General features: G+C 70.4%; 15 protein-coding genes. 9 read left to right on the top strand and 6 right to left on the bottom strand.

The annotated features are described in order from the left end of the window. Positions 1-134 precede the first annotated feature (134 nt). On the bottom strand, positions 135-1136 hold the full coding sequence (locus tag AB0N06_RS10265) for a small ribosomal subunit Rsm22 family protein (RefSeq protein WP_366134254.1): 1002 nt from the start codon (positions 1134-1136) through the stop codon (positions 135-137). A 187-nt stretch (positions 1137-1323) separates the two neighbouring features. Between AB0N06_RS10265 and AB0N06_RS10260 the strand changes: the two genes are divergently transcribed. Further along, positions 1324-2652 carry a hypothetical protein gene (locus tag AB0N06_RS10260; RefSeq protein WP_366134253.1) on the top strand — a complete coding sequence of 443 codons (1329 nt, stop codon included), beginning with the start codon at positions 1324-1326 and terminating at the stop codon, positions 2650-2652. Positions 2653-2708: 56 nt separating this feature from the next. On the opposite strand, the gene AB0N06_RS10255 is transcribed toward AB0N06_RS10260, so the two are convergent. After that, a complete protein-coding gene (locus tag AB0N06_RS10255) occupies positions 2709-4016 on the bottom strand; it encodes a multidrug effflux MFS transporter (RefSeq protein WP_366134259.1) in 1308 nt (435 codons plus the stop codon). 79 nt (positions 4017-4095) lie between these two features. Here AB0N06_RS10255 and AB0N06_RS10250 point away from each other — a divergent pair, with 79 nt between their 5' ends. The 6 genes from AB0N06_RS10250 to AB0N06_RS10225 all read left to right on the top strand — a co-directional run bounded on the left by AB0N06_RS10250 (position 4096) and on the right by AB0N06_RS10225 (position 9620). Next, positions 4096-5097, top strand: coding sequence for a Gfo/Idh/MocA family oxidoreductase (locus AB0N06_RS10250; protein WP_366134252.1), 1002 nt, complete (start codon positions 4096-4098; stop codon positions 5095-5097). Between the two features lie 81 nt (positions 5098-5178). Beyond that, positions 5179-5952 carry an SDR family oxidoreductase gene (locus AB0N06_RS10245; RefSeq protein ID WP_366134251.1) on the top strand — a complete coding sequence of 258 codons (774 nt, stop codon included), beginning with the start codon at positions 5179-5181 and terminating at the stop codon, positions 5950-5952. A 174-nt stretch (positions 5953-6126) separates the two neighbouring features. Further along, positions 6127-7005 (top strand): PhzF family phenazine biosynthesis isomerase, encoded by an 879-nt coding sequence (locus AB0N06_RS10240; protein ID WP_366134250.1) that lies wholly within the window; start codon positions 6127-6129, stop codon positions 7003-7005. A gap of 389 nt (positions 7006-7394) precedes the next feature. Next, on the top strand, positions 7395-8057 hold the full coding sequence (locus AB0N06_RS10235) for a ScbR family autoregulator-binding transcription factor (protein WP_366134249.1): 663 nt from the start codon (positions 7395-7397) through the stop codon (positions 8055-8057). A gap of 217 nt (positions 8058-8274) precedes the next feature. Next, positions 8275-8604 carry a MazG-like family protein gene (locus tag AB0N06_RS10230; RefSeq protein WP_366134258.1) on the top strand — a complete coding sequence of 110 codons (330 nt, stop codon included), beginning with the start codon at positions 8275-8277 and terminating at the stop codon, positions 8602-8604. 113 nt (positions 8605-8717) lie between these two features. After that, the gene (locus AB0N06_RS10225) at positions 8718-9620 is read left to right on the top strand and encodes a glycosyltransferase (RefSeq protein ID WP_366134248.1); all 903 of its coding nucleotides are present in this window, start codon (positions 8718-8720) and stop codon (positions 9618-9620) included. A 53-nt stretch (positions 9621-9673) separates the two neighbouring features. Here AB0N06_RS10225 and AB0N06_RS10220 read toward each other — a convergent pair whose 3' ends face one another. Further along, positions 9674-10114: a GNAT family N-acetyltransferase gene (locus tag AB0N06_RS10220; RefSeq protein ID WP_366134247.1), complete on the bottom strand. Its 441-nt coding sequence runs from the start codon at positions 10112-10114 to the stop codon at positions 9674-9676. Positions 10115-10195: 81 nt separating this feature from the next. After that, a complete protein-coding gene (locus AB0N06_RS10215; RefSeq protein WP_366134246.1) occupies positions 10196-10996 on the bottom strand; it encodes a hypothetical protein in 801 nt (266 codons plus the stop codon). Positions 10997-11293: 297 nt separating this feature from the next. Here AB0N06_RS10215 and AB0N06_RS10210 point away from each other — a divergent pair, with 297 nt between their 5' ends. Beyond that, positions 11294-11578: a hypothetical protein gene (locus AB0N06_RS10210; protein ID WP_366134245.1), complete on the top strand. Its 285-nt coding sequence runs from the start codon at positions 11294-11296 to the stop codon at positions 11576-11578. A 37-nt stretch (positions 11579-11615) separates the two neighbouring features. Here the strand turns inward: AB0N06_RS10210 and AB0N06_RS10205 are convergent, their stop codons facing one another. Beyond that, on the bottom strand, positions 11616-12545 hold the full coding sequence (locus AB0N06_RS10205; RefSeq protein WP_366134244.1) for an LLM class F420-dependent oxidoreductase: 930 nt from the start codon (positions 12543-12545) through the stop codon (positions 11616-11618). Between the two features lie 232 nt (positions 12546-12777). After that, positions 12778-13302, bottom strand: coding sequence for a DUF2231 domain-containing protein (locus AB0N06_RS10200; protein ID WP_366134243.1), 525 nt, complete (start codon positions 13300-13302; stop codon positions 12778-12780). Positions 13303-14002: 700 nt separating this feature from the next. Between AB0N06_RS10200 and AB0N06_RS10195 the strand changes: the two genes are divergently transcribed. Next, positions 14003-14392, top strand: a complete 390-nt coding sequence (locus AB0N06_RS10195) for an archease (protein WP_366134242.1) — start codon at positions 14003-14005, stop codon at positions 14390-14392. The last annotated feature ends 20 nt before the right edge of the window (positions 14393-14412 follow it).

The raw sequence follows: 14412 nt of genomic DNA, 5'->3' as shown, positions 1-14412 counted from the left end.
TCGCGACGCCCGGCACGCGCGCTCGCGGCGTTGGCCAAAAGCCCAGGTAGCTCCGCTACCAGGGCTTCCGGCCGCCTTGCGATCACACGCACCGGTCGCCGCTCCTTGACGGGCAAACCTTGCCGGTCGCGGCACTAGTCACCCTCCCCGTGGGGCGGTGGCCAGGCGTCGCCCCACGCGATGTCCCGGGCGGCCCGGTACAGCTCGCCGTGCCGCTTGGTGACCGTGGAGCGCTGCAGGGCCTCGTCGCGGGTGCACAGGTCCAGCAGCACCTGCCCCTTGCGGATCTGCGGCTTGCGGGTGACCCGGGCGGGTACCGGTTCGGTGGCGAAGCGGGTCGCCACGACATAGCTGAACTTCTCGTCCTCGTACGGCAGCGAGCCACCCTTCACCTGCCGGTGCAGCGAGGAGCGGCTGACCCGGGCCGAGAAGTGGCACCAGTCGGTGCCCGGCTCGATGGGGCACGCGTCGCTGTGCGGGCACGGGGCGGCGACCGTCAGTCCGGCGGCGATCAGCCGGTCGCGGGCCTCGATGACGCGGGCGTAGCCGTCGGGGGTGCCGGGCTCGACGATCACGACGGCCTGTGCGGCGGCCGCCGCGGTATCGACCAGCCCAGTGCGCGCCTGCGCCGTCAGTTCCTTGAGTACGTAGCTGATGGTCACCAGGTCCGTGGGGTCGAGCTCCAGTCCTGCACCGATCCGGGCCCGCCGCCACTCGGCGGTGCGCAGGGCCTCGATTCCGGAGGCCTCGGCGAGCTCGCGGCCGAGGGTGAGCGCGGGCTCGGCCCAGTCGAGGACGGCGGTCCGCTGGCCTTCCCAGGCCCCGGCGACGGCCCAGCTCGCCGCACCCGTGCCGCCGCCGATGTCGGTGTGCGTGGCGGGCGTCCACTCCGGAGCGGCCTCACGGAGGGCGGCGAGGGCGGACCGTACCGCTTCGAAGGTCGCGGGCATGCGGTACGCGGCGTACGCGGCGACGTCCGAGCGGTCGCGGAGCACCGGGGCATCGGTGGGGGTGGTCCCCCGGTAGTTGGCGATGAGCCGGTCGACGGCCTGCGCGGCCTGCTTGGGCGGCAGCCCGTCGAGGAGTCCGGCCAGCGCCGTGCGCAGGGCTTCCGCGGTGGAGAGGGTGACGTTCACCGACGAATTGTAGGCGGATTCGACCGGTTGTTCCCCGGCCGTTCCCCGGCCGGTGTCCGTCCCGTCCTGCGCCCCGTCGCCCGGCACAGGATCTTCGCGGAACAGCGCCGGATCCGAACTGCTGGTAAACACTGGCCAGTTGCTACGCTGACCGGCGCGACGCCAGGATTGCTCATCGGAGGGGACCATGAGACAGAAGATCGTGCGCCTGACTCTGGTCGCCGGGGTGCTCGTGCTCGCCCTGCTGCTTCTGCTGGCCACGTGCGGTGCCGGGGGCAGCCAGGACCGGAAGGGCGCCGACAAGCCGACGAAACCGGTGCCGACGCCCACGGGTCCGGGCCCGGCGACGCAGCTCACGGTCCCTCCCGCGTACAGCACGCAAAGCGGCTGGGAGCTCGTCAACACCTCCCCCGACTACGCGATCTCCCGGACGACGGGACGCCTCGGCTATCTGCTGCGGGTCGCCGACAACCAGTACCGGCTGGAGACCATCGACTCGGAGACCGGAAGGGCGGGCTGGAGGGGGGAGAACTGGCGGCCGCCGGCCTCGAAGCACTCCCCGAAGCTGATCCTGGTCACCAAGAACGACGTGGAGTACTTCGTCACCTGGTCGTACGGAAAGGTCGGCGTGAACGCGCTGACCCCGGCCGACACGATCGTCTCCCTCGATGTGTACGACGTGAAGGACGGCGCCCGGCGGCGCATCGAGGTGCCGTGGTCCTCCGCACCGAGCGTGATCGCCTCCGGCCCCGACATCCTGATCAGCGACGGCCGGACGACCAGTGTGGTGGTCGACCCGGCGACCGGACAGTTCTCGAAGATCGCACCCTCGGCGCTGAAGCACCCGAAGGACTGCCCGTCATGCAAGCAGCTCACCGAGGTGTTCGGACTGACGAAGAAGGGCCTCCTGGTGAGCGGGGCACGGGAGTTCTGGGTGCAGGGCGGCTGGTTCAGCCGGAACGTCGCCCCGAAGAACACCGACCGCACCAGCGGGATCCCGACCACCGTGGCCCCCGGCTGGGTGCTGGCCAAGTGGCAGCTCGCCAAGGGCCAGAACCTGGCGCAGACCCATGACCTGTGGGCGGTGCACGACGCGGAGACGGGGAAACCGGTGGCCACGGTGGAGTGCAACAAGGTGGCCATCAAGCCGGGCCAGTACCCGCAGGCCGTCATGTCGCCCTCGGCGGGCTATCTGGTGGCCGGGAACCTCGCCTTCGACCTGACGGCGAAGAAGGGTTTCTGCCTGGAGGCACCGGACGGTTCGAAGCGGCTGACACTGGCCTCCGTCACGGACGAGGGCATCGCGTACGGCGCGACGAACGTGCGCAACGCGACGGACGCCCTGAACGGCAGCGGACGCCCGGTCGCCGTCGAGGTCGCCACGGGGACCCCGGAGGGGCTGCCGTCCAATGTGCGGCTGCCGGGCGCGGAGGCGGAGGCGGGCGTCGGCGTGTTCCGGTGGACGGACGAGCTGGACCGGCTGCACCTGCTCGGCTACCCGCGCGCGCCCCGCTAAGACCGTCGCGGCCCCAGCCGTGATCCGCCGGACACCCCCGGGTCGTTCCCGAGCTTCTACGACTGCCGTTGCCAGGGTCGGCACAGGACCAGGAAGCAGGCCATCGCGCCGACCGCGCACACCACCTGGACGACCGCCATCGGGACGGCCGTCTCCTCCCCCGCGATCCCGACGAGCGGTGAGGCGGCGGCCCCGATCAGGAACGACGACGTACCGAGCAGCGCCGAGGCGGAACCCGCTGCGTGCTCGGTACGCATGAGCGCCTGGGCATTGGTGTTCGGCATCGCGAGCCCCATCGCCGACATCAGGACGAAGAGCCCCACGGCAACCGGTATCAGACCGACCTCGCCGAAGACCCCGGACGTCATCAGAAGCAGCGCGACCGCGGCGAGGGCGATGACGCCGAGCCCGAAGCCGAGCGCCTTGTCCAGGCTGATCCGGCCCACCAGCAGCTTGCCGTTGATCTGGCCGACGGTGATCAGGCCGATCGAGTTGATACCGAAGAGCAGGCTGAAGGTCTGCGGCGAGGCACCGTAGATTTCCTGGACCACGAACGGCGAGGCACTGACATAGGCGAAGAGCGCGGCGAAGGCGAGGCTGCCCGCGATCATGTAACCGGTGAAGACCCGGTCGCCGAGGAGCCCGCGCATGGTGCGCAGTGCGTCGCCGATCCCCCCGGTACGCCGTTCCTCCGGCGGCAGCGTCTCGTGCAGCCACTTCCAGACGACGAGGGTCAGCACGACGCCGACGACGGTGAGGACGGCGAAGATGCCCCGCCAGTCGGTGAACCGCAGCACCTGTCCGCCGATCAGGGGCGCGACGATCGGTGCGACGCCGGAGATGAGCATCAGGGTGGAGAAGAACCTGGCCATCTCCACGCCGTCGTACAGGTCACGGACGACGGCCCGGGCGATGACGATGCCGGCCGCGCCGGCCAGGCCCTGCAGGAGGCGGAAGCCGATGAGAAGTTCCGCGGTGGGCGCGAAGACGCAGATCGCGGTGGCGAGTACGTAGACCGCCATGCCGAGGAGCAGCGGCCGGCGCCTGCCCCAGCGGTCGCTCATCGGTCCGACGACGACCTGGCCGAGCGCCATTCCGGCGAGGCAGGCGGTGAGGGTGAGCTGGACGGTGGCCGCGGGGGCGTGCAGGGCGTCGGTGACTGCCGGCAGCGCCGGCAAGTACATGTCCATGGAGAGCGGCGGGAGTGCGGTGAGACCGCCGAGGACAAGGGTGACGAGGAGTGCGGTGCGACGGGTCGCGGCGGTGGCGGCGGGCCCGGCACCGGTGCGTGCGCCGGTCCCGGTCCCGGCTGTGGCATTCGCTATGTCTGCGTGCTGGGCTCGGCTCACGCCGGTCTCCGGCATTCTCATCTCCAAATAATTGAATCCACCCCTATGCTCTCAGCTCAGCCGGAGTGGTCGAGACCTTTTCTTGGGAGCAGGCATGAGCAGGACCGTGCGTTGGGGCGTGCTGGCTACGGGTGGCATCGCCGCGACCTTCACCGCTGACCTGCAGGCGATGCCCGACACGGAAGTGGTCGCCGTGGCGTCCCGTACGGACACGGCGGCGAAGGCGTTCGCCGAACGGTTCGGCATACCGAAGGCGTACGGCAGCTGGGCCGAACTCGCCGCCGACGACGAGGTCGACGTGGTGTACGTGGCCACGCCGCACTCCGCGCACCGGGAGGCCACCGCGCTCTGCCTGGAGGCCGGGAAGCACGTGCTGTGCGAGAAGGCGTTCACCCTCAATTCCCGGGAGGCGGAGGAGCTCGTGGCGCTCGCCCGGGACCGTGGCCTCTTCCTCATGGAGGCGATGTGGACGTACTGCAACCCGGTCGTCCGGCGGCTGACCACACTGATCTCCGACGGCGCCATCGGCGAGATCCGTACCGTGCAGGCCGACTTCGGGCTCGCGGGTCCCTTTGCCCCGGACCACCGACTGCGGGACCGGGTGCTCGGCGGCGGCGCGCTGCTGGACCTCGGGGTGTACCCGGTGTCGTTCGCGCATCTGCTGCTGGGTGAGCCGGACCGTGTCCAGGCCGATGCGCTGCTCTCCCCCGAGGGCGTCGATCTGAACACCGGCATGCTGCTGGGCTGGGAGTCGGGGGCCACGGCGCTGCTGAGCTGTTCGGTCACCGCCGACACCCCGCAGACCGCGTCGGTCACGGGCACCCGGGGGCGGATCGACTTCCCGCGCGGTTTCTTCTACCCGGAGCGGTTCGTGCTGCACCGGGAGGGTCACGACCCGGAGGAGTTCACCGCGGGGACCGCGGGCGACGGGCTCCGCGGGATGCAGTTCGAGCAGGCGGAGGTCCTGCGCGCGCTGCGGGCGGGTGAGACGGAGTCACCGCTGGTGCCGCTGGACGGGTCGCTGGCGGTGATGCGGACGCTCGATGCGGTACGTGACCGCATCGGCGTCCGCTACCCGGCGGACGACATCGGCTGATCGATCGGGACATCACTCCTGGGAGCCCGAACCGGCCGCCAGGCGGCGACTCTTGAGGCGAAAGGCGTACGCTGCGGCGTCATGAGCAACAAACTGTTGAACTCTGATGCGAGGACGGCCGTCGTCACGGGCGCGGGCTCCGGGATCGGCCGCGCGGTGGCTCTCGCCCTGACGGGCGCCGGCTGGTCGGTGGCGCTCGCCGGCCGCCACCCCGAACCCCTCGCCGAGACCGTGGACATGGCCGGGCCGGATGCCCGGTCGATCACCGTCCCCGCCGACGTCTCCCGCCCCGAGGACGTGGACGCCCTCTTCTCCTGCGTACGGGAGTGGACCGGCCGGGTCGACCTGCTGTTCAACAACGCGGGCACGTTCGGCCCGCGCTCCGTCCCGGTCGAGGAGCTCTCCTACGAGGACTGGCGCACGGTCGTCGATGTGAACCTGACCGGGGCCTTCCTGTGCGCGCAAGCGGCGTACCGGCAGATGAAGGAGCAGGACCCGCAGGGCGGCCGGATCATCAACAACGGCTCGGTCTCCGCACATGCGCCGCGCCCCCACTCGGTGGCGTACACGGCGACCAAGCACGCGATGACCGGGCTGACGAAGTCACTGTCGCTGGACGGCCGTCCGTACCGGATCGCCTGCGGCCAGATCGACATCGGGAACGCGGCCACGGAGATGACGGAGCGGATGCAGGCCGGCACCCTCCAGGCCAACGGCGAGCTGGCGGTGGAGCCGGTGATGGCAGTGGCGGACGTGGCCCGGACGGTGGTGCACATGGCGGAGCTGCCGCTCGAAGCCAACGTGCAGTTCGCGACGGTCCTGGCGACGACGATGCCGTACGTGGGCCGGGGCTGACGATTCCTTGCGCGCGCCGGCGATCGAGCCGAGCGGCACGCTCCTGGACTCCTGCTCCCGGACGAAGAGGGGTACCGCCGTCGAGAACTGTCACCGGGCCCGCGCGCCCGGGTCCGGGGCGTCGGTCCGCCCCGGGCGGGAATGCCCTGGACCGCGGACGGGTTGAGCAGCGTCATGAGTGAGATTCCAGGAACCGAGGTCCTGCGCTACACCGCCTTCTCCGCCGACCCGCAGGGCGGCAATCCAGCGGGGGTCGTCCTCGACGCGTCCGGTCTCGACGACGCGGCGATGCTCGCGATCGCGGCGGAACTCGGCTACAGCGAGTCGGCCTTCCTGACCGGCCCCGGTACTTCGGGTGAATCGGGCGGTCGCGGCTACGCGATCCGCTACTTCAGCCCGAAGGCCGAGGTCCCGTTCTGCGGCCATGCCACTGTCGCGACAGCCATCGCCCTCGCCGAGCGCTACGGCCCCGGCGACCTGGTGTTCACCACTCAGGCGGGTACGGTCCCGGTTACCGTCGCCCAGGACGGCACCGAACTCCGCGCCACCCTCACGAGCGTCGAACCGCACGTCACGAATGTCGCCCCGGACGACCTGGCCGAGGCGCTGGCCGCCCTGGACTGGCCGGCCGGCGACCTGGACCCGACCCTGCCGCCACGGATCGCCTATGCGGGCGCCCGTCATCTGGTGCTGGCCGCCGGAAGCCGGGAGCGCCTCGCCGACCTCGACTACGACTTCGCCCGGCTCGAAGCGCTGATGCACCGGCTCGACCTGACCACGGTCCAGCTGGTGTGGCGCGAGTCGGCGACCGTCTTCCACGTCCGCGACCCGTTCCCGGTGGGCGGCGTGGTCGAGGACCCGGCGACGGGTGCGGCGGCGGCCGCCTTCGGCGCGTACCTGCGCGAGCTGGCGCTCGTCCCGGACGCCGCGGTCCTCACCCTCCACCAGGGCCAGGACATGGGCCGCCCCGGCACGCTCGCGGTCGAACTGCGCGCGGGCGACGCGCGGGTGCGGGTGAGCGGCACGGGAACACGTATCCCCGCGGCGGAGTGAGCAACCGGCCGAGGCCGGACTGCTGACGTCACCGAGGGGTGTGCCGGGCGTGGGCGGCGCCGAAGCCCCTCGCGGGGCGTCGGGAGCCCACTCCCTGTCGTGGGGGAGGTCGCTACGGCCTCCCCCACGGTGGGGAGGGGAGCAGCGAGCGGCGTCGTGCGGCTTCGATGGCAAGGCGGAGGAAGGAGTCGACGCGAAGGGGGCCCCTCCCATGCCCTTAAGGCCATGGGGGAGTCGGTGACTGACGACAACGCCGCAAGCGGAGTCGCAGGGCGTGGGGAGCCCACTCCCTGTCGTGGGGGAGGCCGTAAGATACTGGCAGTCCGGTTTCCCCTTTCAGTCAGACCCCTGTGGCGCCGACCACGCCATGACAGAGAGACTCGTAGCTGATGGCCCAGCAGGCGCGCGCGATCCAGACTCGACGGTCGATCCTGGTGGCGGCCGCCGCCGTGTTCGACGAGCGTGGCTACAGCAGCGCCACCATCAGCGAGATCCTCGCCCGGGCGGGGGTGACCAAGGGCGCACTGTACTTCCACTTCAACTCGAAGGAAGAGCTGGCGCTCGGCGTGATGGACGTCCAGCTGGACAGTTTCCCGCTGCCGCCGCGGCCGACGAAGCTTCAGGAGCTGGTGGACCAGGGGATGATTCTCGCCCACCGGCTCCGCCACGAACCCTTGGTGAGGGCAAGTGTCGGGCTGGCGATGGACCAGGCGGTCGAGGGTCTCGACCGGGGCACACCGTTCCGGGCCTGGATCGACCGGCTCGAACATCTGCTGAGCGCTGCCAGGAGCCAGGGCGAGCTGCTGCCGCACGTGCATCCGCGTGAGACCGCCGAGCTGCTGGCGGGCGCCTTCTCCGGAATCCAGGTGATGTCCCAGGTCCTGTGCCGACGTGAGGACTTGGGGCGCCGGATCTCCGTACTGCTGCATTACGTCCTGCCGAGCATCTCGACGCCCGCCGTGCTGGCCACGCTCGACATGGCCGAGGATCGCGGCGGGCGGCTGCTCTCACAGCTGGAATCCGTGCCGAGCCAGGCCGACGCCACCGGCTGAATGTCCGGAGCCGCACCGTCCGGCCCGGAATCGTACCGGGCGGTCTGCGAGACTCCCCCGGTTCTCCAGTGCCGGACGTCCGGTCCGGGAGCTGGAGCGCACACGAGGACAAGCACCGGTGTCCGGACCTGGCAGGCTACACCGTGTGAACGCCGACACGAACGGCCGCCCGGACGGTACGGACACCGACGATGCGGACCGGTCCCCCTGGGACACCATCGACCACCTCCGCAGCTGGCTGGACGCGGGAACCGGCATCCGCCCCGAGCAGGATCTCCTGCTGCGGATGCTGAAACTCTCGGAGGAGGTCGGCGAGGTCGCCCAGGCCGTCATCGGGACCATCGGCCAGAACCCGCGCAAGGGCCTCACCCATTCCTGGCAGGACGTGGAGGCGGAACTCTGCGACGTCATCGTGACGGCGATGGTCGCCCTCCGTACCCTCACCCCCGAGGCGCCCCAGGTCTTCGCGGGGCATCTGCGCCGGATCGCGGCACGGGTGCCCTCGCCGGAGCGGACCGGCGAGACGGACGGCGCCCCCGGTTCCTGACGGCCGCTCCGCTACCGGGCAGCGGCATCCGTCCCGTGGCGGGGCAGCGACCGAAAGCTGAACATCGAGCGACTACGATCGCGGGCACCGCAGCGAGCTCAGGAGTGCTGACCTTGTCCGAACCGCGCATCGGCGTATCCATCGTGACCATGGGCGACCGCCCGCAGCAGGTCGAGGCGTTGTTGGCCTCGGTGGCCATGCAGGACGTGCTGCCGGCCCGTCTCGTCGTCGTGGGCAACGGCTCACCGCTCCCGGACTTCACCGGCTTCCCCGGCCTGTCGGGCCTCGCCGGCGGCGTGACCACGATCGAGCTGGACGAGAACCTCGGCTGCCCCGGCGGCCGTAACGTCGCCATCGCGGCACTGGCTGAACTCGGGGACGTGGATGTCGTCGTCGAGCTGGACGACGACGGTCTGCTCGTCGACACCGGTGTGCTGCGCAAGGTCCAGGAGCTGTACGCCGCCGACCCGCGGCTCGGCATCATCGGGTTCCGTATCGCCGACGAACACGGCGAGACGCAGCGCCGCCACGTCCCGCGCCTGCGCGCCACGGACCCGATGCGGCGCGGCCCCGTCACGGCGTTCCTCGGCGGTGGCCACGCCCTCTCCATGAAGATGCTCGCGGAAACGGGCCCCTGGCCGGCGGAGTTCTTCTTCACTCACGAGGAGACTGACCTCTCCTGGCGGGCGCTTGACGCAGGCTGGAAGATCCTGTACGAGCCCGATCTGCTGCTCCAGCACCCCAAGACGTCCCCGGCCCGGCACTCGGTCTACTACCGGATGACGGCCCGCAACCGCGTCTGGCTGGCTCGTCGCAATCTTCCGCTCCCGCTGGTCCCCGCCTATCTGGGCACCTGGACCCTCCTCACCGTGGTCCGGACCCGCTCGGCCACAGGACTGCGCGCCTGGGCCGCCGGCTTCGCCGAGGGGGTCCGCACCCCGTGCGGGCGTCGGCAGCCGATGCGGTGGCGCACGGTGTGGCGAATGACGATGCTGGGGCGGCCACCGATCATCTGACCCGGACGTGCCGACCAGCGCCCGGTTCGCACGGCGCCCGCCGGCCGGCTCGCTCAGGCCAGTCGCAGATCGCTGTAGGGCACGCTGTCACCCGGCAGCACATAGCGGTCGACTTCGACGAATCCGTGCGTGTGCGCGAACCGCAGCCCGTCCGCGTTGGTCGCCAGGACAACCGTCTCGATGACGTCCGCGCCCAGCTTTCGCGCCTGTTCCAGCCCTCGTGCGTAGAGTTGCGCACCGATCCCCTGCCGCCGGTGGGCGGGGAGCACCCAGGCGATGACGGTGGCCACCGATGCGTCGCTCGTGGGCGGCCGCACCGTCGAACAGCCCACGAGAGCATCTCCGCGATAGGCCACCTCCAACCGGTGGCGCCGGACACGCTCACGCACCTCGTCGAGAGACAACACCGCCGTGGGAATGGTGGTGTTGTGAACGTGCTGCCAGTCCTGAAGGGTGGCTTCGGCGTCCACCTGTTCGAAGCGAAGATCACTCATCGCAGCAGGAAGCCGTGCGCGCGGTGGGACGTCAACCGTCGGTATCCCAGTCGCGGCCGCCGGGAGCTCTGTTGCGGTTTCCTACCAGGAGGACGTGGGGCTGGTGGTGACCTGCCACTGATCGAGGATGCCGTCCCAGTCATGCATCGGTGCGGAGTTCATGGTGGTGTGAGAAGCCTGCTGGTCCCACGTCGTCTCCTGGTGCGACGAGCGATGCTGGGTGGGGTAGTACCACTGCCGGGGCTGGGTCACGCTGGGCGCCTCGGCGCCGTCGACGCGGCGGTGGCGGCCGGAACGGTCCAGCGGTTGCGCGCCATGGGTGAGGCGGCCCTGCGCCTCCAGGTACCGGGTGCGGGCGACGAGGCGGGGGAGATCGAGACCGAGCTCGCCTGCCAGTACGGAGAGGTCGGCCCCGGTGCTCCACGCACCGACCAGAACCGCGTCCACGGCCGACGACGACACCATTCCTTGGACCGCCTCGTCGGCAGCGTCCGGGGCCTGAGGGGGGCATGCAGGTGGGGCCGGAGCCTCATGGGACACCGGCGTTTCCTCCAGTTCCGGGTACTCCTGGCACCTGTCCACGTCCTCGGGAGACAGCTCGTGCGCATCGGCGGCGTGGTGGTCCAGGAGTGCCTTGGCGATGGCCCGGGCATCGTCCTTTCCCACGGTGCGGCGAGCCATGCGCACTTCGCGTTCATGGAGCCCAAGGAGATCCGCGACGGTCCCGTCGCTCCCCAGCGTCACCGCGAACGCAGCCAGCGTCCGCATACGGTTCGCCTGTTGCTCGTCGAGGGTGCTCTGCGCATCGCGCACGTCCTCGTCATTCCTGAAATACGCCCGCGCCAGTACCGCGTGACGCTCCCACAGCTCCCTCGGTTCCATGTCGGGACCAACGTCCCTCCACAGGATTTGAAGCGACTTTCGACCGAAAGGCACCAAGAAAGGTGAAACTCCATCTAATCTTGCCGTGTCGGACGGTAGTTACCCAAATGGCGGCTGATCGTTACCACCGTCATGAACGCACCCACTTCCGCGACCGCCATCGGCAGGGGCTCGGCGGCATCCATTCCGCACCCCTCGCAGGCCCCACGCCCTTCTCATGCCCGGCCGCGTCCGAGGCCCCAGCTGGATGTGGCTCACGGAGCGCGCGCATCACGCGAGCAGCTCTCCCGGGCGTTCATGCCGGGTCAGTCTTATGCAGAGACGGCAAGTGACACACCGCTGTACGCCGAACTGGTGGCGAGCTGGTCGGCACGCGCCGCCACGGTGCCCGGCATCCCCGACTCCGAATGGCAGCGCCTGACCTCCTATCAGTCCTTCCTCTGTGAAGTCGAGTCGGTCCTCAGGGACCTCCGCCCCCACCGCGCCCCGGACACGCTGTGCAGCCCTGCCGGCCCATCGGCCTACCCCATGGTCCTGAAGCAGACCCATGACGCCGCCGACAGTCACCCACATACGAGCTGAAGCCGAGGGTCACACAGCCGCAGCCCAGGTGCGACCGTCAGACGCCCGCCGCTCGGGCCGCCCGATACACCTCGGCCGCCACGTCGGCCAGTTCGGCGGCGTCTCGCGTCGTTCCCTGGAGGTCCAGCAGGATCTCCGTCACGCCCACTGCCGCATGGGCCGCCAGGTCCTCCACGATCTGGGCCACGCTGCCGTGGAAGGGCTGCCGGTCCGCGCCCTCGAGCGGCTTGGCGCTGTATCTCGCATTGGCACGGGCACACACCTCGATCGGCCTCTGCCTGCCACGCTCGGCCGCCAGGTCCTGTACCCGCCGCCACTGTTCGGCCAGTTCCGAGGTACCCATGGCCACAGGCATCCAGCCGTCCGCCCGGTCCACCAGCCGGCGGGTGGCGCGTGGGCTGTTGGCCGGCAGATAGACCGGGATGGGGCGCACGGGCTTGGGGCCGACCTCGGCCGGTGCGATGGTGGTCAGCTCGCCCCGGTACGAGACCGGGTCCGGGCCCCAGACGGCCGCGCAGACGTCCAGCAGTTCGTCCAGGACCGTGCCGCGCTTCTCGAAGGGGGCGACCGAGGCGGCCGCGTACTCGTCGAGTGACCAGCCGGTTCCGAGGCCCGCGATCACCCGGCCGCCGCTCGCGACGTCGAGCGAGGCGAGCGATCGGGCCAGCTGGAACGGTACGTGGAGCGGTGCGACCAGGACGCTGGTGCCGAGCCGGGCCCGGTCGGTGGCCGCGGCGGCGAGTGTGAGGGTGACCAGCGGGTCGGCGACGCTGCGGTACTGGTCGGGCCACGGCAGCCCCGGTACCCCGTACAGCCCCTGGGTGGCCGGCTCCGGAAAGAGCACGCGCTCGAAGACCCACAGGCTCTCGTACCCGACGTCCTCCGCCGCGCGTGCCACCGTGGCCACGTCGCGACCGATGTCGTACTGCTTCATCTGAGGAAGACCGAGACCGAGCGAGACCGGCATGCGTGCACTCCTTCGCGAGGACGGCGAGACGACTACCGTATGTCATCCGTCGATTGGCCTGAGGTCAACAAGGCGGATGAGGGCGGGTGATTGTGCGCTGACGGGTGGTCGACGGATGGCTTCCAGGTCGTGCTGCAGGCCCTTCGGCCGGAGCACACAGCCGACGCCCGCGGCGTCGATGGTGTCGGCGTGCCGGACCCCGGTCGCCCTGCGGGAAGGCAGGCGGCGGTGTTCAGCCCCTGTTGTCGCCGGCTGCGGCGGAGAACCTGTTGTTCCAGGTGGCCTTGGCGCCCGAGTCACCGATGCGGTAGACCTGCACGACCGCGCCGACTGCCACGGCCAGACACAGCACCACCGATGTCGCCCGCAGGGGAATACTCACCCCTGCCGATGAACCCCTGCCGCCACCGAACGAGGTGGTAGCTGTGTACGCGCGCCAGTAGAACCACCACAGGGCTGCGCTCAGCACGAACAGGCCCACGGCCCACGGCAGGAGCCCGTCGCCCAGATCCGCGTGCCTTGCCGCCAAGGCGTTCTGCGCGATGCGCTTCTCCAGCCACTCGCCGGCGCTTGTTGTCAGAGGCACCGAGACCAGGGTGACGAGGGCCAGGAGGGGCAGGGCCAGGCCGAATCGGCGCATGATGGGGGGCCAGGCGGCGCAGACCACGAGAGCCAGTGCGGTGAGTGGCACGAAGACCACGACGAGGTGGACCAGCAGTGCGTGTGCGGGGATGCCGTTGATCAGGGCGGGTTCCACAGATCTGCTCCTTCGAGTGCGCTGCTGGGCGCACAGGACACGCGGTGTACATCCAGGGACACGTAGGGAAGTGCCTCACACCCCGCTCGGGACGTTCCGGAGCGGGGCGCGAGGCGAGCGGCCTAAGAGGCCGAGCAGCGTCTAAGCAGGGTTCCCCGGCCGTCAGGTTCGCCGGGCCGTCGGCCGTCTTCGCGTCATGCCCCCATACGTAGCGTTACTCAACGTGGTCAGATGGGTGACAGACCGCCATGTGCTCCAATCGCCGCCGCAACGGACCTCCTCTGGCGGTATGGACCTGGGGACTGTTCTCCCTGCCGCGTCTCCCCCGCTCATCTGCCCTGCCGCCGCACAGCAGCTCGGCCCTGCCGATGGCGGACCGTACGATGTCGGCCGTCTGTCCGGCCGACGATGTGTCCGGCGCCTCTCGGTCGAGGACGAGCTGGAGCGGGGGTGTCGGCCGGCGTCCCATCGAGGTGAAACCGCCGAGCCCTGGACAATGACCGCGTGCGTCGCCTCGTGCAGGTTGCCCCGAAGCGGTGTACGGGACGACTCTGGAGGAGGCATCGTCTGCGGCTCGGAGAACTCGCCGTCAGGCTGTGCATCCGGAGACTACGGAGAGGTGCCGGCCGTGGACGGTCGGGAACCTGTGGGGAAGCGGCCCGGCGCGCGTGGCCACCGGGCTGTGCCACACACCGCGGACATGCGGGTGGAGGCGTGGTCGCCGACGGCCGAGGGCTGCATCGGCGAGGCGGTGCGCGCGGTGGTGGAGGGTTTCGCCGACACGTCCGGGGCCGCAGTCGCCGGGGAACGCGAATACGCGGTCACGGGGGAGTCCGACGAGGACCTGCTGGTGGCCGTCCTGGAGGAGGTCGTCTACCGGATGGATGCCGACGGTGAGATCCCGCTCGATGTGGAGGTGGGGCCGATCCGGTCGGCGAAGGGCAGCCGGGAGCTGTCGGTCCTTTTCCGGATGGCAGACGTCGGCGCCGCCGTGCCGATCGGTGCCGTACCCAAGGCCGTTTCGCTGCACGACCTGCAACTGCGCGGCGGCCCCGGCGGCTGGACCTGCCGGGTGACCCTCGACGTCTGAGCTGAGTGCAGGGCGGGAAA

The organism is Streptomyces sp. NPDC051020 (genome assembly GCF_040683105.1).
Classification (GTDB): Bacteria; Actinomycetota; Actinomycetes; order Streptomycetales; family Streptomycetaceae; genus Streptomyces.
This window is presented reverse-complemented; position numbering and strand designations above follow the sequence as displayed.

Bases quoted from the DNA above. Each gene is read 5' to 3' on its own strand.
- AB0N06_RS10240 (WP_366134250.1), top strand. From the start codon at position 6,127: ATGAGTGAGATTCCAGGAACCGAGGTCCTGCGCTACACCGCCTTCTCC.
- AB0N06_RS10205 (WP_366134244.1), bottom strand. From the start codon at position 12,545: ATGCCGGTCTCGCTCGGTCTCGGTCTTCCTCAGATGAAGCAGTACGAC.
- AB0N06_RS10220 (WP_366134247.1), bottom strand. From the start codon at position 10,114: ATGAGTGATCTTCGCTTCGAACAGGTGGACGCCGAAGCCACCCTTCAG.
- AB0N06_RS10195 (WP_366134242.1), top strand. From the start codon at position 14,003: ATGCGGGTGGAGGCGTGGTCGCCGACGGCCGAGGGCTGCATCGGCGAG.
- AB0N06_RS10210 (WP_366134245.1), top strand. From the start codon at position 11,294: ATGCCGGGTCAGTCTTATGCAGAGACGGCAAGTGACACACCGCTGTAC.
- AB0N06_RS10255 (WP_366134259.1), bottom strand. From the start codon at position 4,016: ATGCCGGAGACCGGCGTGAGCCGAGCCCAGCACGCAGACATAGCGAAT.
- AB0N06_RS10235 (WP_366134249.1), top strand. From the start codon at position 7,395: ATGGCCCAGCAGGCGCGCGCGATCCAGACTCGACGGTCGATCCTGGTG.
- AB0N06_RS10215 (WP_366134246.1), bottom strand. From the start codon at position 10,996: ATGGAACCGAGGGAGCTGTGGGAGCGTCACGCGGTACTGGCGCGGGCG.
- AB0N06_RS10250 (WP_366134252.1), top strand. From the start codon at position 4,096: ATGAGCAGGACCGTGCGTTGGGGCGTGCTGGCTACGGGTGGCATCGCC.
- AB0N06_RS10260 (WP_366134253.1), top strand. From the start codon at position 1,324: ATGAGACAGAAGATCGTGCGCCTGACTCTGGTCGCCGGGGTGCTCGTG.
- AB0N06_RS10245 (WP_366134251.1), top strand. From the start codon at position 5,179: ATGAGCAACAAACTGTTGAACTCTGATGCGAGGACGGCCGTCGTCACG.